This is a genomic window from Nocardia sp. NPDC019219 (assembly GCF_040632645.1).
In the GTDB taxonomy this organism is placed as follows: domain Bacteria; phylum Actinomycetota; class Actinomycetes; order Mycobacteriales; family Mycobacteriaceae; genus Nocardia; species Nocardia sputorum.
The window spans coordinates 103,226-124,883 of the sequence record NZ_JBEYCG010000010.1 but is presented as its reverse complement, the minus strand read 5'-3'; the positions used below and the strand labels follow the sequence as shown (position 1 = coordinate 124,883).

The window sequence follows — 21,658 nt, the reverse complement described above, 5'->3', positions numbered from 1 at the left end:
GTACCGATGAGGTGCTCAGCGCAGATCGCGGGTGAGTTCGACAGCGCCGCCCTGGCTGTCCAGCCAGGCGAGGAAGGCGGTCAGTCCGCTGTCGCGATCGACGACCGGCCGATAGCCGAAATCGCGTGCGGCGGCGCTGGTGTCGTAGGTGGCGCTGCGGGTCAGCAGAGCGACGGCGTAGCGCGACAGCGGCGGCGACCAGCGCGTCGCGACGGCCGGGACCCGCCAGATCGTCTCGATGACGCGCACCGCCGCGTCGATCACCTTGGGGTTGGGTTTCCTGGTCGGCGGCCGGTATCCCAGCCGGACCGCCACCTGGCCGAGAAATCCCCAGACGTCGGTCTTCTCGGCGTCCGCGATGAAATACGCCTTACCGCCCACCGCGTCCGACGCGGCCGCCAGCACACAGGCCTCGACGATGTTGTCGACGTGGCACAGCGAGGCGTACACGGTGCGGCCGAACGACAGGTCCGGCAGCGTTCCCGCGCCGGCCCGGCCGAGCATCCGCACGATGGGACCGGAGCGGTCGCCCGCGCCCCAGATCGCGCGGGGGCGCAGCGCGCAGGTGCGGAAGCCGTCGGTGTCGGCGGCCAGGACCGCCCGCTCGGCCGCGGCTTTGGTCTCCGAGTACAGGTTGAGGTAGCGCCGGGGATACGGCACCGATTCGTCGACGTCGAGCTGGTCGCCGCCGTAGTAGTCCATCAGCGCGCTCGGGCTGGAGATGAACACGAACCGCGAGGCCCCGCCGCGCCGGGCGGCTTCGAGCAGCCGTTCGGTGGCGCGGACGTTCTCGTTCCAGAATTGTTCGCGGGTGCCGCGCTCGTCCACGCGGGCCGCGCTGTGGAAGATGATGTCGACCCCGCGGGTGGCTCGCTCGAGCGAGGCGGGATCGGTCAGATCGCCGTAGACCAGCTGGATCTTGTCGAGGTCCGAGCCGAGATCGGCCAGATTGCTGCTGCGGCGCACCAGAATCGACACATCGTGCTCGCCGTCGCGTACCAGCCTGCGCACCAGCGCGCCGCCGAGAAATCCGGACGCGCCGGTCACCAGAACTTTGCTCATTGTCCTTCCTCCTTGCCGGGCCGGGTCCGCCACCAGGTCAGGCCGAAAATCTGCGTCAGGACCGCCGTCTCCAGCCGGCCACGGCCGGATCCTTCGGCGGCGCGCAGGGCCGCTGGGATCTGGGCCGCGTGCACGACGACGCTGAGGAACGCGTCGATCCACCAGACGGTGCGCAGGATCCGGCTGTGCGGGATACGGCCGGTCGCCGCGGCGAGCGCGCCGCAGGCCAGATACAGCCAGCCCAGGACGGGAACCGCCCGCAGTACAGTCGTTTTCATCGTCGGTTGTCCGTTCGAAGCCGTTCGGCCGCCCACACCGTGAGCTGTTCGCGGCCGATCTTGGCGTTGTGCCGGATGTCCACCGGGAACGCCGGGTGGACCAGGAAGTCGGTGATCGTCCGGGTGAGGTCGAATCGCGCCGCGTGGGCGCGCAACGTCACCTCGACGACCTCGGCGTCCGCGCCGGGCTTCAGTTCGACGCACAGCACCGGCCGTTGCGATCCCCGCGTCCCGATGCCCACCAGCGCCGTGCGCGCCACGCCCGCGACGGTGTTGCAGATCTGCTCGACCTGGACGGTGAACATCGGTCCGTGCGCCGTGACCACCCGCTGGCTCTTGCGTCCGCAGAACCAGATCCGCCCGTGCTCGTCGATCCACGCGAGATCGCCGGTGCGGTGCCAGATCCGGTCGCCGTCGACGATCTTGCCCAGCGCGTTCGCGTGCGGCGGCCAGTAGTACCCGGGGCTGACGTTCGGCCCCGCGACCACCAGTTCGCCGATGCCGCGCGTATCCTCCAGCCCGCCCGCGAGTTCTTCGGCCCGCGCCCACGTCGGGATGGCGTCGTCGGTGATGGCGACGATACGGGCCTGCACTCGGTGGGAGGGCCTGCCGAGACAGGTTCCCGCGCCGCGATGCGCCCGTTCGACCAATCCGTCCAGCAGTTCCCTGGACTCGATGGTGGACATCGGCAGCGCCTCGGTGGATCCGTAGCCCGCGACGACCTTCGCGTCCGCACCGAGCACTTCACGCAGTCCGGCGATGCACCAGTCCGGCACCGGAGCACCACCGGAATAGACGCTGTCGAGCGAGTCCAACGCGGCCGGGCGGACGCGCAGATGCTCGAGCAGCGGAATCAGCACGGCGGGGGAGGCGAACATGGTCCGCACGCCGAACCGCTGGATCGCGTCGACCACGTGCGTGGGATCGGTCGCCCCGACCTTGCTCGGGATCAGCGGCGGCAGCACGCAGCGCGAGCCGAGCAGCAGATCCAGCACGCCGACCAGCGGCAGAGTGATCAACGAGACCTCCGGCGCCACCTCACCCCGCGCCACGTGCACCTGCTCCACCATCGCCGCCAAGTTGCCGTGCGTCAGCCGCACGGCCTTGGCCGGCCCGGTGCTGCCGGTGGTGAACGCGATGAACAACAGATCGTCCTCGGTGACCGGTCGGCCCGAGGGGATCGGGCCGGTGGGCGTGCGGCCCCACTCCCGCAGCGACTCGCCGCGCCAGAACCAGCGCCTGCCGACCGTGACCGCGGTGCGCACGGTGCGGAACCCGCGCCGGAACAGCACCCGCAGCGCGTGCGCCTGCGGGATGCCGATGAACGCCTCGGCGTCCACGGCGCGCAGGCAGCGCAACATCTTTCGCACGCCCATGCCGGGGTCGATCACCACGGCCACCGCGCCGAGCTTCAGCAGCCCGAACATGATCGCGTACAGTTCGGGACTCGGCAGCACCAGCACGATGGTGCGCGTCCCGGTGCCCACTCCCGACGCGGCGAGCCGCTGGGCGATCGTGTCCGACCACGCGTCCAATTCGCGATAGGTCAGCTGCCGGTAGGCCGGCAGGCCATCGGGGCCGACCCCGTCCGCGTAGCGCACGGCCACCCGGGTGGGGTCGGTGCGGACGACCGCACGGAACCGATCGATGGCCTGCCAGGATGTTCCCGTTGTCACGCAGGCGCCCCGGCGAGCACGGGCAACCGGTAGAGCACCGCCGCCGCCGAAGGACCGGCGCCCGCCGCGACGAACAGCACTTGTCGGAACTCGGCGAAGGCATCGTCGGCGAGCGCCAGATCGTAGGCGGCGGTGAGCGCCGCGGTGTGCGGGTCGCCGTCGCGCAGATCCGGGACGCGGACCGAACCCTGGTCGATGCCGAGCGCGGCGGCCAGCCGCCCCGGGAACTGCGGGCTCGGCGTCGACGCGATCAGCGCGATCTCGTCCAGCGAGCCGTGGTCGGACTCGGCGAGCGCTCGGCGCGCCGCGTCCACGGCCACCTCGAGCAGACGGTCCTGGAAGCCGGGTTCCCGCTCCACGGTCATCGCGCCGCGGCCCGTCTTGCCCATGGTGGAGACGTCGACGTATGCCTCGACGGCGGGTGTGCCCTCGCCGGCGACGGTGTGCACGGAGCCGAAGCCGGTGGGCTCGTCGGTGTGCTCCAGCAGCAGCGCCGCGCCGCAGGTGGCATACGGGAATTCGGCGTCGCCGACGGAGCGCAGCAGCGACGGATGGGTGTCACCGGAGACGATGAGCACGTGTTCGGCGCTACCGGTCGCCAGGACCGACGTGGCCACCTGGACCGCGTTGAGCACGCTGACCGCCCCGTTCAACAGGTCGAACGAGAAGGTGCGCGGGTCGTCCTTGGCGTATTCGAGGCCGATGCCCGCTGCTTTCTGGATCAGCGCGGACACCGCCGGTTCGACGGTGTTCGAATCCCGGAAGATGCCCGCGTTGATCAGCAGGCCGACCTGCTCGGGCCGGATCCCGGCACGTTCGAGGCTGCGCTTGGCCGCGCGGGCGCTGTGCTCGACGATGCTGTTGGTGTCGCCGCCCCGGCTGATGCCGGTGGACTTGATGCGGACGCTCATGACCGACCTCAGACCTTCAGAGACGAGATGGTGGTGGACAGGAACCCGGTGACGATGCCGGAGGCCGCGGGCACCAGCAGCAACTTCGAGCCCGCGGGGATGTTCTGCTCGCCGAGCTGATCGTGCAGCACGATGAAATGCGAAGTGGTGGAAGTGTTTCCGTACTTCTCGATGACCCGCAGGTCCGGCGGCATCGGGCTGCCGAACTCGCGCTCGGCGATCGCGTTCATCCACGGGATCGCGGCGGCGCCGAACTGATGGTGGATGACGTAGTCGAACTGCTCGTCGGCGAAGGTCTTGCCCTGCGCCTCGAGGAGTTTCCGCTGGGTGTTGGTCCCGAGCAGGAAGCGGTCCTCGTTGTGCATCTTGCGGTTGTCGGTGTACATCGCGATGCCCTGTGTCTTACTGCTGGGCATGCCCAGGCACAGCTGCGCGTATTCCGCGGCGGTCATCATCTCGATGTAGTGGATCACGTCGTTTTCATCGACCGCCTGATCCAGCACGATCGCGCATCCGGAATCGCCGACAGTCAGCGAGGCGAATTGCGGATCGTATTTTTGGGAAATCTCGGCGACCGCTGTCTCGGCGATCGGAGTAATGGCCTCGCCGCTGACCACGAGGCCGTTTCGAACGGCGCCGGACCGGATCATACGATCTAGGATGTAGGTTCCGGTGAGCATTCCGGCGCAGGCATTGGCGATATCGAACGTAATGGCGTTCTTGGCACCGATAAGACGGCTTATCGATCCGGCGAACGACGGCTCCAGGTACATCCTGGTCGCATGCTTGCTGCGCGTGATGGAGGCGGATATGACCACGTCGATATCCTCTGGCGCATACCGTGACCTGGAGAGACAGTCCTCGACCGCCTTGGTGGCGAGGATGAAGGAATCCTCGTGACTTTCCGGCCTGGTGTCGCGTACCCGGCGCTCACGGACGCCGGTGATTTTCTCCAGATCGAACGAAGGCGGCTCTTTCAGCCCGGAAAGCAATTCCGCGGTGGTGACAACTTTCGAAGGAAGATAGGCGCCGATGGATTCGAAGCGAGAATGGGGAGACACGAGCGCTCCTGAAATCGTGGAGATATACGGTTCCGGATCGACTCTGATCGTCGGTGCAATGAACACTACCCGACAGTAACAACAAATGGCTATATCCCCTCCGAAGGCTCCGTCTGAGACGGAAATCACTGACGGAGGTACCTGTTTCGTGAGGTATCACTAACTGGTGACCGGCTGGCTATGGCGTTCGCAGTATTGCGATGTGATCTGCCGTTTCGGCCTGTCGGGGCATTTCGTCTTCGCGGCCCGGTGCGGCGCCGCGGGTGTGGGAAGGCGTTGCTCCGATCGGGGCAATCGATCGGTTATTGCCGAATGGTGGTTCTTTCTGAGTGCCCGGCGGGATGACTCTCTCGCCGGGTGTGAGTGAGTTCACTGTGTACGGGGAGTCGTACCGGTGCCGAGCGCCGCGCCGTCGGCTGGTCGGACGGAGGCTGAACGATGTTGTGACAGAACGTGAGTCATCGGAAGGCGTGCTTCGGCATCCCGCCGGCCGGGTACGGCGTCAGGCTTCGGTGATCAGCGACGAGCGCGCCGTGGCGATCCGCTCGATGACATCGGCGGCGTGAGCGTCGAAACGCGCTCGGGAGACCGGGATTTCGCCGTCGAGCCACGGGCGGTAGAGATAGGCGAGCGCGCCGAAGATGGCGCTGGCGTTGAGCGCGTAGTCGTGCTCGTCGGGCACCGGCTCGGTGTAGTCGCCCGCGCTGATGGTCAGGGCGATGGGCGCGGTGAACAAGCCGATGAGTTCGTTGGCGCGCGGCATCAGCACCGGGGTGGCCTGGGATTCGATGAACATGATGCGGCCGCGGCGGCGGTCCGCCAGCAGGTAGTCGGTGAAGACGCCGACCATGTGGCGGAACATCGCGTCGCGTTCGATGGGCGCGATGGGCAGCTCGTCGAGCAACCGGTCGCGCGCGCCGAGGACGACGGTGTCCAGCACGGTCGTCAGCAGCGCGTCCAGGTTGGCGAAACTCTCGTAGAAATAACGCTCGGTGAGCCCGGCCTGCCTGCAGACGCCGCGCATGGACGTCTCGGCCGCGCCGACGGTCGCCATCAGCTCCGTGCACGCCTCGATCAGCTGTTCCCGGCGTGCGGCGACGCGGTCGGCGGGGGACTGCCCGCGCCAGCGGCGCATGCCGGGAATCGACCCGTCGCCTTCGTCCATGGCGTCATCCTCTCATAGCGCCCGAATTGACATCATGTGATGTTGACAGCATCTGATGTCACCAATACATTGCGAAGACGCCGATCGATCACGAGGGGTGCGAGATGGGTTCTGCCGTATATGCCGACCAGACACACGCCATCAACGCGCGGGCCGTGGAATTCGATTTCGCCACGGTGCCGATGCACTACATCCCCGGCGAGCCGATGGCCACCCACATCATCAACGTGATGCACCTGGTGCTGCCCGAGGGTGAGCGCGCGATGGCGCAGGCCCTGGCCGAGGCGCTCCCCCTGATCGATGACGAGCGGTTACGCGAGGAGGTCCGCGGCTTCATCGGCCAGGAATCCATGCATGCCAGTTCACACGAGAAGGCTCGCGAGCAGTTGGAGCGGCTCGGCCTGGAGGTCGGCCCCATGGTCGACCGTGTCACCTGGCTTGTCGACCGGATCCTCGGCGACCACGGACTCACCGGCCGGGCCAAACGCGAGTGGCTGTGCGAGCGGCTGGCGTTGTTCGCCGGCATGGAGCACTACACCGCGGTCATCGGCGAGTGGCTGCTGACCAACGACAAGCTCGAAGCCAAGGGCATGCATCCAGCGATGCTCGACCTGATCCGCTGGCACGGCGCCGAGGAGGTCGAGCATCGCAGCGTCGTCTACGACGCCTACATGCACGTCGACGGCGGATACGCGCGCAAGGCGCGCCAAGCGCTGGTGGCGAGCGCGGGACTGCTGGTCCTGTTCGTCATCTCCGGCGGTTACCTCTTCCACAAGGACCCGTCGAAGCACAAAGGCCGATTCTGGCCGCTGCAACTGGCCGGCGCGTCGGTGCGCGGTGTGGTGCCCAGCTTCACGACGTTCTTCACCGAGATCCCGCGATACCTGCGGCCGGGCTTCCATCCCTCGCAACTGGGCCCGATGGACAACGCGCTGCGTTACCTCGCGCAGTCGCCCGCGGCACGGGCGGCGGGCGCGTGACCGCCGTCGGGGAACGGTTCCAGCCCGGCGGCGCGCTGCGGCTGATCGGCTCGGCGGCCGACGCCTACAAACGCCTGTTCGCCGCGAGCGACGCCGCGCCATTGCTCTCGCGGCCCAGTCCGGTCCGTCGCACCGGCTACGAATTCGAGGTCACGGTCGATCGGATCGGCTACGAGGCCGACGATGTGCTGAGCTTGTGGCTGCGCCACCCGGATGGCGGTCCGCTACCCGCGTGGACGCCGGGCGCGCACCTGGACGTCGTCCTGCCCTCCGGTCGGCAGCGGCAGTACTCGCTCACCAACGACCCCGCCGACCGCGGGTTCTACCGCATCGCGGTGCGCCTCATCGCCGACGGCGAGGGCGGCTCCGTGGAGATCCACCGGGACCTGCGGGTCGGTGACCGGCTGGTCGTGCGCGGTCCGCGCAACGCCTTCCCGTTCGTCGAGGCGCCGTGCTACCTGTTCGTCGCGGGTGGCATCGGCATCACCCCGATCCTGCCGATGGTCGCCGCGGCCGAGCGCGCGGGCGTGCCCTGGCGGTTGATGTACCTGGGCCGGGCCAGATCGCGCATGCCGTTCCTGTACGACCTGGCCCGCTACACCGGTGGCGACGTCGTGGTTCGCCCCGACGACGAGTTCGGCGTACCCGACGCGCGGATGATCTTCGAGCAGACCCCGCCCGGCGCCGCGGTATACGTTTGCGGGCCGCCGCCGCTGGCCGAGGCCGCGCGTGCGGTGCTCGCCCTGCACGATCCGACGGCCTCGCTGCACACCGAGCGCTTCTCGCCGCTGCCGGTGCGAGACGGGGAACCGTTCCGGATCCGTTTGCATCGCAGCGGTTTCGACGTGGAGGTCGCCGCCGACGAGTCCGCGCTCAGCGCGATCCGCCGGGTGCTGCCCGGCGTCGCCTACTCCTGTCAGCAGGGCTTCTGCGGCACCTGTAAGACGCGGGTGCTCGCGGGGGCGGTGGAACACCGCGACCGGTCGCTGCTCGAGTCCGAGCGCGCGGAGGCGATGTTGACCTGCGTCTCCCGGGCGCGCGACGGCGAGCTCGAACTGGATCTGTGAACTCGGCGGGCAACGGCGCCCGCGGGTGGGAGGAAGACATGGCAGTGGCTGCGAACCCGGAACATGTCCCGATCGCGGTGATCGGGGCCGGGATTGCCGGGATCGGCCTGGCGGTCGCGCTGCGCGAAGCGGGCATCGAGGATTTCGTGCTTCTCGAGCGGGCGGACGATCTCGGCGGCACCTGGCGGGCGAACACTTATCCGGGGTGCGCCTGCGACGTGCCCTCGCACCTGTATTCGTACTCCTTCGCGCCCAACCCGAACTGGTCGCGCACCTACGGCACGCAGCCGGAGATCCTCGCCTACCTCCGGTCGGTCGCGACGCGCCACGACGTGGTGCGGCACATGCGATTCGGCGTCGAACTGCACGAGGCGCGCTGGGACGACGCGGCCACGCTGTGGCGGCTGCGCACCGGCCGCGGTGACCTGACCGCGGATGTGCTGGTCTCCGCCGTGGGCCCGTTCAGCGAGGCTCGGATTCCGCGGCTGCCGGGTGCGGAGACCTTCGAGGGGACGCAATTCCATTCGCTGCACTGGGAGCACGAGCACGATCTCACCGGCGAGCGCGTCGCGGTGATCGGCACGGGCGCCTCCGCCGTGCAGTTCATCCCCGAGATCCAGCCGATCGTGGGCGCGCTGACCGTATTTCAGCGTTCGGCGCCGTGGATCGTGTCGCGGCTGGATCGGCCCACGCTGCCCGCGGAGCGCGCGCTGCTGCGCCGGGTGCCCGCGCTCGGCAAGGCCATCCGTGGCCTGTACTACACCGGCATCGAAGGGTTCGGCCTGGTCGGCTTCGTGGACAAGCGATTCCGGCATCCGTACGAGGCGCTGGGCAGATTGCAGCTGCTGCGCCAGGTCCGTGATCCGGAGCTGCGCCGCAAACTCACCCCGGATTACGTGATCGGCTGCAAGCGGGCGATCTTCTCCGACGCCTACTATCCGGCGCTGACCCGACCGAACGTCGAGGTGGTGACCGCCGGCATCCGGGAAATCCGCGCCCGCTCGATCGTCACGGCCGACGGTGCGGAGCATCCCGTGGACACGATCATCTGGGGCACCGGATTCGGCGTTCCGCCCGCCGTTTTCGACCGCGTGTACGGGATCGGCGGCCGGTCGATCGGCGACGTGTACCGGCAGCGGCCGAGCAGTTACCTCGGCGCGGCCATGGCGGGCTTCCCGAACTTCTTCTGCACCCTGGGGCCGTTCGGAGCGGCGGGCAATCAGTCCGCCATCTATATGATCGAGGCGCAGGTGCGCTATATCGTCGATGCCGTGACCACCATGCGTGCGCAGAACATCCAGCGGATCGATGTGCGCGAGGAGGCGCAGCGAGCCTTCCTCGACGAGGTGACCGAACGCAGCCGCGACACCGCCTGGCTGACCGGCGGGTGCCGCAGCTATTACCAGACCGCCGACGGCGGCAACGCGGGTCTGTACCCGAACTGGAGTTTCGAATACCGCCGTCGGACAAGCCGTTTCGACCCGGAGTCCTACCGGCTGCGGGCCGGGTGAGCGCCGTGGTCGCCGACCTGCTGCGGCAGTTGCTGTCCCCGCCTGCCGAGAGCCACCTGGACGTCCGTGACCGCGTGGTCGTGATCACCGGCGCGGGCACCGGCATCGGCCGGGCGCTGGCCGAGAAACTCTACGCCTCCGGCGCTTCGGTGGCGCTCATCGACATCGACGAGGCCGCCGCCGCGGCCGTCGGACGCTCGATGGGGGAGCGTGCGCTGGTGGTGCGCGCGGACGTCTCCGATCGAATCGGCATGCGCGAAGCCATCTCCCGCGTGCGCGAACGTTTCGGGCGGATCGATGTCGTCGTGGCCAATGCGGGCGTGGTGCCCGAGCCCGCGACCATCCGGACGATGAACCCCGGGGACTTCGACCGGGTCATCGGCATCAACGTGACCGGCGTGTTCAACACCGTGCACCCGGCGCTGGACGACATCGTCGCCGCGAAAGGGCACGTCGTCGTGGTCTCCTCCGCGGCGGCGTTCGCGCCGGGCATGGCCGGTTCGCCGTACATGGTGAGCAAGGCCGCCGTCGAGCAATTCGGGCGGGCGTTGCGGGTGGAGCTGGCCGCGGTCGGCGCGACCGCGGGCGTGGCGTACTTCGGCATCGTCGACACCGCGATGACCCACGGCACACTCGACGAGGACGAGCTGGGCGCCGACCTGGGCGCGTTGCTGCCCTGGCCGCTCAACCTGCGCATCACCGTGCGCGACGCGGCGGAGTCCATCGCCGACGGCATCGCCCGCCGCGCGGCGCGCACCATCGCGCCGCCGCAATGGGAGCCCTACGCGTTGTTCCGTGGCGTCGTCAACGTGGTGCTGGACAGCAGGCTCGCGCGGGACCCGCGCGTGCACGACCTGATCCACCGGGTCGAACAGCGGGTCCGCGACAGGCATCCCGGCACGCCCGTACCGCGCTGACGCGCGCGGCCCGGCTCACGGCTCGGCGGGAAAGATCGTGGGCAGCGTCAACGCGTACTCCACGTCCACCCTCGTGCCGAGCGTCGTGAGCAGCACCCGGATCATGGTCAGACGTGCCGCGGCGACGGTGTCCGCGTCCGGTTCGGCTCCGGGGGCGGTGCCCGCGGAGATCCGGTAGACCACGTACTCGCACAGGTGCAGCGCGGCGTCCAGGTCGAGCGGGCTCGGCACCGGGCGGCCCAGTTCGGCGAACGTCTCGCGCACCAGGTCGCGAATGTCGTCGAGCGCCCGCTCCCGGTAGGCCGACACCGGCGAGCCCGGATCGTGCAGCTCGGCGAACAGCGGCCGCAGCATGGGGCCGTGCCCGCGCGCCCAGTCCAGGTACGCATCGATCAGCCGGATGCCCAGCTCGACCGGTTCGTCGGTGCCGGTCAGCGCCGCGCGGATGCCGCCGACCAGCCCATCGTTCGAGCTGTCGAGCACGGCCAGCAGCGGTTCGTTCGCGTTGGCGAAGTAGCGGTAGAAGGTCGGCCGGGCCAAGCCCGCCTGCTCGATGATCTGCGCGACGCTCAGCCCGCGGGAACCGGTGCGGGTGAACACTTCCGCGGTCGCGAGCACGATCCGGGCGCGAACCTCCTCGGCCTGTTCCTGCGTCTGTGGCGGTCTGCCGCGCCGCGCGGCCGTCGGCTCAGCCTGCATAGTGCCGCCTCACAACACGGCCCCCGGGGGATCTGTGCGCCACGACGAACAGCTTGACACGAGCGGTGACATAGACATTAATCTAACACCACTGTTCATTTAATTGGGCGCGCGCGGCGCGGCCATCGTCCTCGAGAGGGCCGACCATGACGACCGCCTCCCCACCGGCCACCGCCGACGCGCTGCCCTCGTCGCTGGGGCAGTCGTTGCTCGCGCACGCCGTCGCGGGCGGCGCCCCCGCGGTCGAGGTGTTCGCGCCGGCGACCGGTGCGAAGATCGTCGACCTGCCGCAGTCCTCCACCGACGACATCGAGACCGCGTTCGCCACCGCCCGCGAGGCGCAGCGCCGATGGGCGGAGCGTCCGGTGCGGGAGCGGGTCGCGGTGCTGCGCCGCTTCCACGACATCGTGCTGGCCGAGCAGGAGACCATCCTCGACATCGTGCAGACCGAGACCGGCAAGGCCCGGGCGCACGCCTTCGACGAGGTCGGCGACGTGGCCGTGAACGCCAGGTACTACGCCTCGGTGGCCGGCCGGCTGCTGGCCACGCGCAAGCCGCGCGGGGTGCTCCCCGTGCTCACCCAGGTCGATGTGCGGCACCGGCCCAAGGGCGTGGTCGCGGTCATCTCGCCGTGGAACTACCCGCTGGCCCTGGCCGCCTCCGACGCGCTGCCCGCCCTCGTCGCGGGCAACGCGGTGGTGGCGCGCCCGGACAACCAGACCGCGCTCACCGCGTTGTGGGCGATCGACGCCGCCGTGCGCGCCGGATTGCCGCGCGGGCTGTGGCAGGCGGTGCTCGGCCGCGGCTCGGTGATCGGCGGCGAGGTGATCGCCCGCGCCGACTACGTCGACTACACCGGTTCCAGCGCGACCGGGCGGACCATCGCCCAGCAGGCGGGGGAGCGGCTGATCGGCTACTCGCTCGAGTTGGGCGGCAAGAACCCGCTGCTGGTGCTGGCCGACGCCGACGTCTCGCGCGCCGCCAAGATCGCCATCCGCGCCTGCTTCGCCTCGGCCGGGCAGCTGTGCGAGTCGATGGAGCGGATCTACGTGCACGACAGCGTCTACGACCGCTTCGTCGCCGAATTCGTCGGGCACGTCGAGGCCATCCGGCTCGGCGGCGGGCTGGACTACGACAGCGACATGGGGTCGCTGACCTTCCGGCGTCAGCTGGACACGGTGGTGGCGCACGTGAACGACGCGGTCGCCAAGGGCGCGAAGGTCCTGGCGGGCGGTCGCGCGCGTCCGGACCTCGGACCGTACTTCTACGAACCCACCGTGCTGGCCGGGGTACGGCCGGGCATGACGGTGCACCGCGAGGAGACCTTCGGCCCTGTGGTCTCGATCTACCGCGTGAGCAGCGACGACGAAGCCGTCGAGCAGGCCAACGACACCGCCTACGGCTTGAACGCCAGCGTCTGGACCAAGGACACCGCCCGCGGCCGCGCGGTGGCGGCGCGGATCCACGCGGGCTCGGTGAACGTCAACGAGGGCTTCATCGCCGCCTGGGGCAGCGCCGACGCGCCGTCCGGCGGGCTCGGCATCTCCGGCACCGGACGCAGGCACGGTCCCGAAGGCCTGCTCAAGTACATCGACACCCAGACCATCGCGGTGCAGCGGGTCTTGCCGATCGCGCCGCTGCCCGGCATGTCCGAAGCGCTCTGGGCCAAGACGATGACGCTGTACTTCGGCGTCATGAAAGCGCTCCGGCAGAAGTAACTCGCACGACTCACGGATCAGGAAGCGGTACGGATGAAACTGGACACGGTGGCGGGCAAGAGGGTCCTGGTCACGGGAGCCGCGATGGGCTTGGGCAAGCTGTTCGCCGAGCGCGCGGTGCGCGAAGGCGCCGCGGCGGTGGTGCTGTGGGACATCAACGAGGCCGTGCTGAAGGAGACCGCCGCCGAGCTGGCCGGCCGGGGCAGCGCCGTACACCACCACGTGGTCGACGTGGCCTCGCCCGAGGCGATCACCGAGGCGGCGGCGAGCGTGCGCGAGCAGGTCGGCGGCATCGACATCCTGGTCAACAACGCGGGCATCGTGCGCGGCAACAGCTACTTCTGGGAGACGGGGGACCGCGCCGACATCGACAAGACGATGGCGATCAACTCGCTCGCCCCGATGTACGTCACGCTGGAGTTCCTGCCCGCGATGGTCGCCGGGGCCACCGAGGCGCGGGTGCTCACCATCGCGTCGTCGGCGGGCTTGGTGTCCAACCCGCGCATGAGCGTCTACGCCGCGTCGAAGTGGGCGGCGCTGGGCTGGTCGGACTCGGTGCGCATCGAACTGGAGCAGGCCGGCCACGAGCACGTGAAGGTCACCACGGTCTGCCCGACCTACATCAATACCGGGATGTTCGAGGGCGCCAAGGGATTCCTGTTCACCCCGATCCTGGAACAGGACAAGGTGGTCGACACTTCGTGGCGCGAGATGAAGAACGGCACCCCGCTGGTGGTGCTGCCGTGGACCTCGCGTCTGAACAAGGCGATCTCCGGCCTGCTGCCGATCAAGTTGCGTGACCTGTTCCTCGACACGGTCGGCGTCTACCACTCGATGGACCAGTTCACCGGCCGTAAGAAGTAGAGCGGCATCCGGCCCCTACGAGCGCGCCGGTCACGCGGTGCGCTGTCGTCAGCGTGGGCGGGTGCCGATGACCACGGTCGCGTAGTGCTCGTCGGATGCCGCGACCCGGCCTGCGAGACCCTGCTCCGCCAGGACGGCGAGCGCGATCGGGGCCTGGTCCTCACCGGCCTCGACGAGAAGATGTCCCTCCGCGGACAGCCACTCGGCCGCTTCGGCCGCGACCCGCCGGAAGACGTCCAAGCCGTCGGGGCCGCCGTCGAGAGCGGTGCGCGGTTCGTGGTCGCGGGCCTCCGGCGGCATCCGCGCGATCATCTCCGAGGGCACGTAGGGGGTGTTGCAGAGCAAGATGTCGATGCAGCCGCGCAATTCCGCGGGCAAGGGATCGAAGAGATCCCCTTGGTAGACCGGCGCGCCGAGCGGGGTGAGGTTGCGACGGGCGCACTCCACCGCGATCGGATCGATGTCGGCGGCCGCCAGCGTGACCGCACGACCTTCGTCGGCGACGGTTCGCGCCGTCGCCAGGCCGAGCGCGCCGGAGCCGCAACACAGGTCGACCACCACCGGATGCCCGGTGCGCTCGCGGATCAACTCGACCGCCTGGTCGACGAGGAACGCGGTGCGCTGCCGCGGCACGAAGACGCCGGGGGTCACCGCGACCCGCAGCCCGTGGAACTCCGCCCAGCCGAGCAGGTGTTCCAGCGGGCTACCGGCGACGCGTTGGGCGACGAGCGCATCGAGGGCCGTGCCGGTCTCCGCGGCGGCGGCTGCCAGCAGCCGCGCCTCGTCCTCGGCGAACACGCAGCCCGCCGCCCGCAGCAGGGCCACCACATCGGTACTCGCGGGTGGGGTCACCCGGCCATCCTGCCGTGCGCACGACGGATGCCGCCAACGAATTTCCCCGAGGCCCGGGACCGGCGTCGCCGGGCCGGTCCCGGCGGAGTCAGCGCGCCGTGCTCAGCTGGAAAGTGCGAGTGGCGTCGAGATAGATGCCGCGCTGGCCCGCTCGGCCGGGCGGCGGTAGTTGCGCGACCAGTTGCTCGAGCGAGGTCGTCGCGCCGACGACCCTGGTGCCCGCGACGATGAAATCGGCGACGGCACGGCGGATGTGGTTGGGGGAGGTGACCACGATCGCGCTCGTCGCACCGACATCGCGCAGCAGCCCGGTGCTGAACAGGGCATTCTGCACGGTCGAGCCCGCGCGGCTCTCCACGTGGATGCGCGTGGGCGGCACGGCGTGCGCCACCAGCCAGTCCCGCATGGCCTCGGCCTCGGTGATCCCGTTCTGCGGATTCCCGCCGGTGACGACGATCGGCGACAGCGGCGCGGCGATCGACTGCAACCAGGCCGCGGTGAGCCGGTTCACCAGTTCGGGGCGCAACGCTCCGTCGGGGAGCAAGCCGTAGCCGAGCACGACGATGCCGGTCTGCGGCCCGGCCAGCGCGGGCAGCGGGTTCGGCAGGGTGCCCACCGCCGCGCGGATGGCCCCGAGCACGTTGTCGGTGCCCTGCGCCAGGCCCGGATCGACCACGTGCAGCCGTGCCATGGCGTCCACCAGCGCGGGCAGGTCACCGGCGTAGTCGGACCAGATCGCCTGCAGGGCCAGCGCTTCGGCGTCCGCGGGGTCTGCTCCGATCAGATTGCGCAGATCGGCGCGGCCTGCGGCGTCGTCGCCGTTGGCGAAGTGGCGCTGGGCGGAGTTGTACAGTGCGTCCGTTTCCGGCGCGGCGTGCGCGGGGACGCCGGCCAGTCCGGTGAACGAGAACGCGGCGAACGACGCCGCGACGAGAAGTTTCCAATGCCTCGAGATCATCACTACAGTCGTCACCTTTCCGCTGTGGAACGGGTTGGCACGTGCTAGCAGTTAGCTGGGGCAAGCAGGGATCACGATACGGCCGAATTCCCCGGCCACCCGGCAATTCGCGAACGGGTTGCTTTACCTGTGCGCGATTCGAGACGGGCTGGAGCCGGGTGCCCGCGGCCGCGCCCGTTAGGCTGTGTCAACGTGGATACCGTTTCGCTGTCCGGCAAGGAACTCGCCGCCGCCATCAACGCCGACACCAAGGCCCGCGCCGCCGCGCTCACCGACGGCGGCACCGCTCCGCGCCTTGCCTTGGTCGTGGCGAACGACGACCCGGCGAGCGCCTGGTATGTGAACTCGCTGCGCAAAGCGGCCGAACGGCTCGGCATCGCTTGCGACACGGTCGATCTCGGCCCTGAAGCGAGCGTGGCGGAGATTCGCGACGAGCTCACCGCGCGCGGCGCGGATCCGGCGACCGACGCGATCATACTGCAGACGCCCCTCCCGGCGGGCGTCACGCTCGACGACGTGAGTTCGGCGATCGTCGCGTCGAAGGACGTGGACGGCGTCAGCCCGTTGTCGCTCGGCCTGCTGGCAGCCGGGCTGGACGGTTTCGTCCCCGCCACCTCCGAGGCGGTGGTGGAACTGCTCGAACATCACGAGATCCCGCTGGCCGGCCGCCACGTCGCGGTCGTCGGCCGCTCGAACGTCGTCGGGAAGCCGCTCGCCCAGCTGCTGCTGGCGAAGGACGCGACCGTGACGGTGTGCCATTCCCGCACGGCCGACCTCGCCGCCGTCACCGCCACCGCGGACATCGTCGTCGCCGCGGCGGGCCGCATCGGCCTGATCTCCGGCAAGCACGTCCGGGAGGGCGCGGTGGTCATCGACGTCGGCACCAACGAGGCCCCCGACGGCAAGATCGTCGGCGATGTCGAGGCGGAGTCGGTGCGCGGCAAGGCCGCCGGACTCAGCCCGGTCCCCGGCGGCGTGGGCCCGGTCACCACGGCCCTGCTCATGCGCCACGTCGTCACCGCCGCCGAATCCGACTGATCGGGCGCTCTTCGCGGCTGTCCGCGAAGAGCCGCCTCACCCGCGGGCGATGGCGCTGATGAGCGTGCGGCTGCCGTCCTTGGTGGTGGTGACGATCTGCGGGTTGTAGGTGACCGGATTCTGCCCGGGCCGATGTTCGGTGACCACCACGAGGTACTGGCCCGCGAACGCGCCGGGACTGATCGCCACGCAATGGGTGGTGCCCGCGGGGATGCTGTCGATGCCGCGCTGGATGGCGTCGGCGGCCTGGACGGCGGCATCCGCGGTGGTGGTGGCACGGACGTGCTCGCCGGACCGGTCCACGTAGTAGGCGTACTGGAAGGCGAAGATCACCGCCGGGCCGGAATCGAAACCGCCCGCGCCATTGCCCTGGATCCGGTTGCCGACCCGTTCGGCCGGGCACTGCGCGACCGGTGCCGCGGGGGCGGTGGCCGCAGCGGACGGGGCCGGTGCGGCGGCCTGCTGGTCGGAGCCGACCCCGAACTGCATGAAGGCCGCGAAGCCCAGCGCGACGACGCCGAGCGTACCCAGCACGGGTACCGCCCACCGCCGCCTCGCGCGCGGCGCGGGGGAGCGGTCGATCAGTCCCGCGAATCGGTCCTCGTACTCGTCCGGATCGGACTGCGGCGTGTGCATGGTTTCGGCGGTGGCTGGTGCCTCGGCGGGCTGCCGGTCCACCCACGTTGCCCACTCACCGCGGTACTCCGCACCGGCAGGTGCCTGAGCCGGGCCCCCGGCGCCGTACGGATTCCCCCGGTCATAGCCGGGTCGTGCGCTCATCTCCGGTCCGTCCATCGCCCCACCCTTCGTCAGGTCCCCGTCAGATTAACCGCATCGCCACGACGCCGGAACGCCCGGCCGCGTGCGCAATTGAGCCGTACCGCGGCGTGTAGTGCGCCGGCCGATGCGTCGATCCGGCGCACGTGTGACTCGCCGCTCCGGCACGCTCCGGCTCGCGGCATCCGCCGATCGGGACCAAGCTACCCGGGGCAGTGCCGACCGGTCGAGCGCGGACAAGGTTCCGAGAAGTGTTCTCAGCCAACGTGCCACGCCGATCTCGGCGGTCCGATCGCTCGGATACCGTCGGCCCGCCTCACTGGAGGAGCGGCAGCCATTCGTGCTCGGGATAGTGGTCGGACAGGTAGTTACGCACCGCCGCGCGCTGGCCGGCGTTCAATTCCGGCCAGGTTCGCTCCAGGTCGACGCGGTCTTTCGGCCTGCCCTGCTTGGCCTTGAAGATCAGGACGAGCTCCGGGTTGAGGTAGCGGATGCCGTCGCCGGCGATCCAGGTCACCTCGTCGAGCGGCGCGGCCATGGTGGGATCGCGCCGGTTGACCCATTGTCCGTGCCGATCGGGATTCAGCAGGAGATCGATCAGCCAAGGGGAGCGGGCATCGGCTCGCAGCCAGACGCCATCGGCGCTTTCGGGCAAATCGGGCAAGCGGTCGTCGACGGGGCGGATGCCGTCCGAGCCCGCCGCCCAGATATGCAGGCGGCCGCGCGCCGCGGCGCGCAGAGCGGGCAGATCGCTGCGGAACATCGACGCGTCGACATCACTGTGCTCGCGCCGGGTTCCGGTCCAGGCGTCGATCGCCCAGCCACCGGCGATCCACCACGGAGCGTCGATGTCGCCGAGGATCTCGGCGACATCGACGGGCGTGACCAAAGCCCAAGCGCCCCAAAGGTCCTGGAACTCAACCGCTTCCGCGTCACGCGGCGGCGGGATCGGGAACTCGCGCAACGATGGCCCCTCCCCTCGAGTACGTCTGCCGACACTACCCGCGGGAGGGCGCCGCTCACCAGTGCGTGACGACCGGGTCGCCGATGCCGATCGTGTGATAGACCCATTCGGCGTCGTCGGGGGCGAGGTTGATGCAGCCGTGGCTGACATTCGCATAACCCTGCTGGTCCACCGACCACGGGGCGGAATGAATGAAAACGCCTCCCCACGTGAGCCGTTCGGCGAACTCGCCGTTGATGACGTAGCCCTCGGGTGAGCTCAGCGGAATGCCGATGGTGCGGGAGTCGAACACGACGGAACGGAACTTCTCGAGCACCGGATAGGTGCCGGTCGGCGTCTCGTATCCCGGCTTGCCCATCGAGGCGGGCATCGTCCGGACGACGGTGCCGCCTACGGTCAGCGTGAACGTGTGCGCCGACATGTTCGCCTCGCCGAACACGCCTGCGTTGGTGCGGAATTCCGTGCGCGTGCTACCGACCGACACGAGGATGGTGGCGTCGGCGGGCAGGAACCCGGACGGCGTCCACACCGCTTCGCGGTCGTCGGTCCACGCGAATGTGCCCGGCAACGGGCGGGTCGTTCTGATGTCGATGGATTGTTCCGTCTGGGCGCGATCCGTGACAGGTGCGGTGAAACGAATGGTCACGGGATGAGCCACGCCCACCACCTGGCCGTTCGACGGTCCGATCGACGCCACCCGAGGCGTCGATGGCTTTCCGATCATCGTCGCTGCCGCCGCGCCCGACCCGAACGCGGCCAGTGCCGCGATCACGGTCGCGAGGAACAGGTACCGAATGGCGCTCCTCATGGCGTCCACCCCTTCGAAATGGTGTGGTAGGCAAGGAACAGTTTAGGTCCCCATGATCAACTCGGCCACACGAAGCGAACCGGTCCGCGGTCCGGTTGTGATCGGGGACGCGCGCCCACCAGAGACCGCATACCCGGGCGGATGCGGACGAAACGGGGGCGCTCCACTCGGGCTCGCCGCCGGTGGAGCCGGACAATCCGGTCAGCGCGCGGCATCGGTGGGCAGCGGTTGCGGTGCGGCCGCCTTACGCGCGTCGAATGCCGCTCGGGCGGCCACGATTCGGTCCTGGTTCTCGACAGCCCACACGCCCATGGCGTGGGTGATCGCGCCGATGCTCGCGCCCATTTCGGTGAGCGAGTACTCCACTCGTGGCGGCACCGTGGGGTAGACCGCGCGGCGCACCATACCCTCGCGCTCCAGGTCGCGCAGTGTGCGGGTGAGCATCTTCTGTGTGATGCCGTCCAGGCGGCGGCGCAACTCGTTGAAGCGGATCGGCCGGTCGTGGTCACGTAGCACGGCGAGTACCAGCATCACCCACTTGTCGGCGAGGACGGTCAGTACTTCTCGTGCGGGGCAGTGGTGGAGGTAGTTCTCTACCAGGCCGTCGGCCGCGGGCGGTGCGCAGGCAGTATCCATCGGGAACCTCGGTATCAAGAAGGTGCCTTCTTTCCGAAAGATACCATCGCTGGTCAGAATCGGTGCATGCGCGCAATCACGCAATACACGTTCGGTGGCCCGGAAGTACTCCAAGTGGCCGAGGTGGATCGGCCACGGCCCGGTCCCGGGGAGGTGCTGGTCCGGGTCGCCGCGACCAGCGTCAACGCCGCCGACTGGAAGGTACGCGCCGGGCTGCTCGGGAAGCTCGGCGATCCACCGCTGACGCTCGGGCTCGACGTGTCGGGCGTCGTGGCCGAACTCGGGCCCGGTGCCGACCGGTTCGCGGTGGGTGATCCGGTCTACGGCATGGTGTTCGGCGGCGCGAACGCGGAATACGTCGTGGCGCAAGCGCGGACGCTGGCGCCGAAGCCGGGGAACATCGACCTGGCGCATGCTGCGGCGCTGCCGACGGCCGCGCTGACCGCGTGGCAGGCGCTGGCCGCGCTCGGCGCCGGGCAGCGGGTGCTGGTGCACGCGGCCGCGGGCGGCGTCGGGCATCTGGCGGTGCAGATAGCCCGGCATCGCGGAGCGTACGTGATCGGCACGGCGCGCGCGGTCAACCACGAGTATCTGCGCGGGCTCGGGGCCGACGAGGTCATCGACTACACCGCAACGGATTTCGCCGCCGCGGTGCGCGACGTGGACATCGTGCTCGACCTGGTCGGCGGCGCGTACGGTTCGCGTTCGCTCGCGGTGTTGCGTCCCGACGGCCGGCTGATCGACACCCAGGGCTCGGACGCGGAGGCAGACCCCCGTTACGAGCGGTTCTACGTCGAGCCGTCCGGGACGTCACTGCGCGAGATCACCACGATGGTCGAGCGCGGTCTGCTGCGCGTGACGATCGATCGGATCCTGCCGCTCCCGGAAGCGGCGAAGGCGCACGAGCTCAGCGAAGCGGGGCGGGTGCGCGGCAAGATCGTGCTGGTCGCCTGGGATCCGCCCGCCTGAACGCGCCCAGCCGCGCTCGGCGCGGGCGTGGTCATCGCCGAACGGCGTGCACGACGTCGGCGTGCAGGGCGTCCGCTCGCGCGGTGAGCCCGTCGATCCGCAGCAGCACCGCGGCGAACCGGTCGCCCTCGGCGGCGGGCAGCGAGGCCACGTTGATCTCGATGTTGAGCTGCGAACTGGTCGCGGCGGCTCGGCAGGCGTCGGCGGCCGCGCCGATGTCGGTGACGACGTTCGGATTCCCGATCGGGAACAGCTCCGTGGCCAGCGAGAGCACCTCGTCCGCCTCGTCGACGACGGCGGCGGGCACGCGGGCGGCCTCGATCAGCGCGGCATTGATCGCCGCGGTGCGGGCGGCGAGCTCCTCCGGAGTGTCCTTGGGCAGCTTGTAGGCGGCGCCGACGGCCGTGAACGCGGCGGCGTCGGCGTCCGCGAGCGCGAGAGCGCGCTCGCGGGCCGCGTCGGCCGCCTCGATGATCCGATCGACCACCGGCCGGTTCTCGGCGTCCTTGGCGCGGGTGGTGTAACGCGCGACCATCGCGACGAGCGCGGCGGCCTGGGCGGCGTGCAGCGCGGCCACCGCACCGCCGCCCGGTGCGGGAATCTTGGCGGCCAGATCGCTCAGGTACTGCGCCAAGGCGGCCCCGCCGAAGGACGGCGCAGTTTCCGTGGACGACGAGCTGGGCTGCGACACGAGGAGGTTGCCTTTCGTTCATCGGCGAGGAGGACTACGAGTAGACGCTACCCCGT

At 69.7% G+C, this 21,658-nt stretch carries 22 protein-coding genes; 8 read left to right on the top strand and 14 right to left on the bottom strand.

Translation table 11 applies throughout. The annotated features are described in order from the left end of the window. Positions 1-15: 15 nt before the first annotated feature. From ABZ552_RS19830 to ABZ552_RS19805, 6 genes are all read right to left on the bottom strand, one after another. Complete coding sequence (locus ABZ552_RS19830; protein WP_281879246.1) at positions 16-1,062, bottom strand: NAD-dependent epimerase/dehydratase family protein; 1,047 nt, start codon at positions 1,060-1,062, stop codon at positions 16-18. Next, complete coding sequence (locus ABZ552_RS19825) at positions 1,059-1,340, bottom strand: hypothetical protein (RefSeq protein WP_281879247.1); 282 nt, start codon at positions 1,338-1,340, stop codon at positions 1,059-1,061. The genes ABZ552_RS19830 and ABZ552_RS19825 overlap by 4 nt, the downstream gene beginning before the upstream one ends. After that, positions 1,337-3,016 (bottom strand): fatty acid CoA ligase family protein, encoded by a 1,680-nt coding sequence (locus tag ABZ552_RS19820; RefSeq protein WP_357438885.1) that lies wholly within the window; start codon positions 3,014-3,016, stop codon positions 1,337-1,339. Before ABZ552_RS19820 ends, ABZ552_RS19825 begins: the two co-directional genes overlap by 4 nt. Further along, positions 3,013-3,927: a hypothetical protein gene (locus tag ABZ552_RS19815; protein ID WP_281879251.1), complete on the bottom strand. Its 915-nt coding sequence runs from the start codon at positions 3,925-3,927 to the stop codon at positions 3,013-3,015. Before ABZ552_RS19815 ends, ABZ552_RS19820 begins: the two co-directional genes overlap by 4 nt. Before the next feature lie 8 nt (positions 3,928-3,935). Next, positions 3,936-4,988: a 3-oxoacyl-[acyl-carrier-protein] synthase III C-terminal domain-containing protein gene (locus ABZ552_RS19810; protein ID WP_281880903.1), complete on the bottom strand. Its 1,053-nt coding sequence runs from the start codon at positions 4,986-4,988 to the stop codon at positions 3,936-3,938. A 502-nt stretch (positions 4,989-5,490) separates the two neighbouring features. Then, entirely contained in the window at positions 5,491-6,153 is a 663-nt protein-coding gene (locus ABZ552_RS19805) for a TetR/AcrR family transcriptional regulator (RefSeq protein WP_357438882.1), read from the bottom strand. A gap of 104 nt (positions 6,154-6,257) precedes the next feature. Here ABZ552_RS19805 and ABZ552_RS19800 point away from each other — a divergent pair, with 104 nt between their 5' ends. The 4 genes from ABZ552_RS19800 to ABZ552_RS19785 are packed head-to-tail and all read left to right on the top strand — an operon-like array spanning position 6,258 to position 10,628. After that, the gene (locus ABZ552_RS19800; RefSeq protein ID WP_281879253.1) at positions 6,258-7,133 is read left to right on the top strand and encodes a metal-dependent hydrolase; all 876 of its coding nucleotides are present in this window, start codon (positions 6,258-6,260) and stop codon (positions 7,131-7,133) included. A 41-nt stretch (positions 7,134-7,174) separates the two neighbouring features. Continuing rightward, on the top strand, positions 7,175-8,200 hold the full coding sequence (locus ABZ552_RS19795; RefSeq protein WP_281880905.1) for a PDR/VanB family oxidoreductase: 1,026 nt from the start codon (positions 7,175-7,177) through the stop codon (positions 8,198-8,200). A 38-nt stretch (positions 8,201-8,238) separates the two neighbouring features. Further along, positions 8,239-9,711: an NAD(P)/FAD-dependent oxidoreductase gene (locus ABZ552_RS19790; RefSeq protein WP_281879255.1), complete on the top strand. Its 1,473-nt coding sequence runs from the start codon at positions 8,239-8,241 to the stop codon at positions 9,709-9,711. Continuing rightward, positions 9,708-10,628 carry a short-chain dehydrogenase/reductase gene (locus ABZ552_RS19785; protein ID WP_350356377.1) on the top strand — a complete coding sequence of 307 codons (921 nt, stop codon included), beginning with the start codon at positions 9,708-9,710 and terminating at the stop codon, positions 10,626-10,628. The genes ABZ552_RS19790 and ABZ552_RS19785 overlap by 4 nt, the downstream gene beginning before the upstream one ends. 15 nt (positions 10,629-10,643) lie before the next feature. Here ABZ552_RS19785 and ABZ552_RS19780 read toward each other — a convergent pair whose 3' ends face one another. Beyond that, positions 10,644-11,327, bottom strand: coding sequence for a TetR/AcrR family transcriptional regulator (locus tag ABZ552_RS19780; RefSeq protein WP_195083414.1), 684 nt, complete (start codon positions 11,325-11,327; stop codon positions 10,644-10,646). A 146-nt stretch (positions 11,328-11,473) separates the two neighbouring features. On the opposite strand from ABZ552_RS19780, the gene ABZ552_RS19775 reads away from it, so the two are divergent. Then, positions 11,474-13,045 carry a succinic semialdehyde dehydrogenase gene (locus ABZ552_RS19775; RefSeq protein WP_357438878.1) on the top strand — a complete coding sequence of 524 codons (1,572 nt, stop codon included), beginning with the start codon at positions 11,474-11,476 and terminating at the stop codon, positions 13,043-13,045. A gap of 33 nt (positions 13,046-13,078) precedes the next feature. Next, positions 13,079-13,909, top strand: coding sequence for an SDR family NAD(P)-dependent oxidoreductase (locus ABZ552_RS19770; protein WP_281879259.1), 831 nt, complete (start codon positions 13,079-13,081; stop codon positions 13,907-13,909). Between the two features lie 48 nt (positions 13,910-13,957). Here the strand turns inward: ABZ552_RS19770 and ABZ552_RS19765 are convergent, their stop codons facing one another. Together ABZ552_RS19765 and ABZ552_RS19760 are read right to left on the bottom strand one after the other, a co-directional pair. Beyond that, a complete protein-coding gene (locus tag ABZ552_RS19765; protein ID WP_357438875.1) occupies positions 13,958-14,761 on the bottom strand; it encodes a putative protein N(5)-glutamine methyltransferase in 804 nt (267 codons plus the stop codon). A gap of 88 nt (positions 14,762-14,849) precedes the next feature. Beyond that, a complete protein-coding gene (locus tag ABZ552_RS19760) occupies positions 14,850-15,719 on the bottom strand; it encodes a YdcF family protein (protein WP_281879263.1) in 870 nt (289 codons plus the stop codon). Between the two features lie 192 nt (positions 15,720-15,911). Here ABZ552_RS19760 and ABZ552_RS19755 point away from each other — a divergent pair, with 192 nt between their 5' ends. Further along, complete coding sequence (locus ABZ552_RS19755; protein WP_357438872.1) at positions 15,912-16,757, top strand: bifunctional 5,10-methylenetetrahydrofolate dehydrogenase/5,10-methenyltetrahydrofolate cyclohydrolase; 846 nt, start codon at positions 15,912-15,914, stop codon at positions 16,755-16,757. Between the two features lie 36 nt (positions 16,758-16,793). Here ABZ552_RS19755 and ABZ552_RS19750 read toward each other — a convergent pair whose 3' ends face one another. The 4 genes from ABZ552_RS19750 to ABZ552_RS19735 all read right to left on the bottom strand — a co-directional run bounded on the left by ABZ552_RS19750 (position 16,794) and on the right by ABZ552_RS19735 (position 19,942). Next, positions 16,794-17,537, bottom strand: a complete 744-nt coding sequence (locus tag ABZ552_RS19750; protein ID WP_281879266.1) for a hypothetical protein — start codon at positions 17,535-17,537, stop codon at positions 16,794-16,796. A 313-nt stretch (positions 17,538-17,850) separates the two neighbouring features. After that, positions 17,851-18,498: a hypothetical protein gene (locus ABZ552_RS19745; RefSeq protein WP_281879268.1), complete on the bottom strand. Its 648-nt coding sequence runs from the start codon at positions 18,496-18,498 to the stop codon at positions 17,851-17,853. Positions 18,499-18,553: 55 nt separating this feature from the next. Next, a complete protein-coding gene (locus ABZ552_RS19740; RefSeq protein WP_281879269.1) occupies positions 18,554-19,306 on the bottom strand; it encodes a L,D-transpeptidase in 753 nt (250 codons plus the stop codon). A 201-nt stretch (positions 19,307-19,507) separates the two neighbouring features. Further along, a complete protein-coding gene (locus ABZ552_RS19735; protein ID WP_281879271.1) occupies positions 19,508-19,942 on the bottom strand; it encodes a helix-turn-helix domain-containing protein in 435 nt (144 codons plus the stop codon). A 66-nt stretch (positions 19,943-20,008) separates the two neighbouring features. Between ABZ552_RS19735 and ABZ552_RS19730 the strand changes: the two genes are divergently transcribed. Further along, positions 20,009-20,911: an NADP-dependent oxidoreductase gene (locus tag ABZ552_RS19730; RefSeq protein ID WP_281879273.1), complete on the top strand. Its 903-nt coding sequence runs from the start codon at positions 20,009-20,011 to the stop codon at positions 20,909-20,911. A 31-nt stretch (positions 20,912-20,942) separates the two neighbouring features. Here the strand turns inward: ABZ552_RS19730 and ABZ552_RS19725 are convergent, their stop codons facing one another. Further along, positions 20,943-21,602 (bottom strand): cyclodeaminase/cyclohydrolase family protein, encoded by a 660-nt coding sequence (locus ABZ552_RS19725; protein ID WP_281879275.1) that lies wholly within the window; start codon positions 21,600-21,602, stop codon positions 20,943-20,945. Between the last annotated feature and the right edge of the window lie 56 nt (positions 21,603-21,658).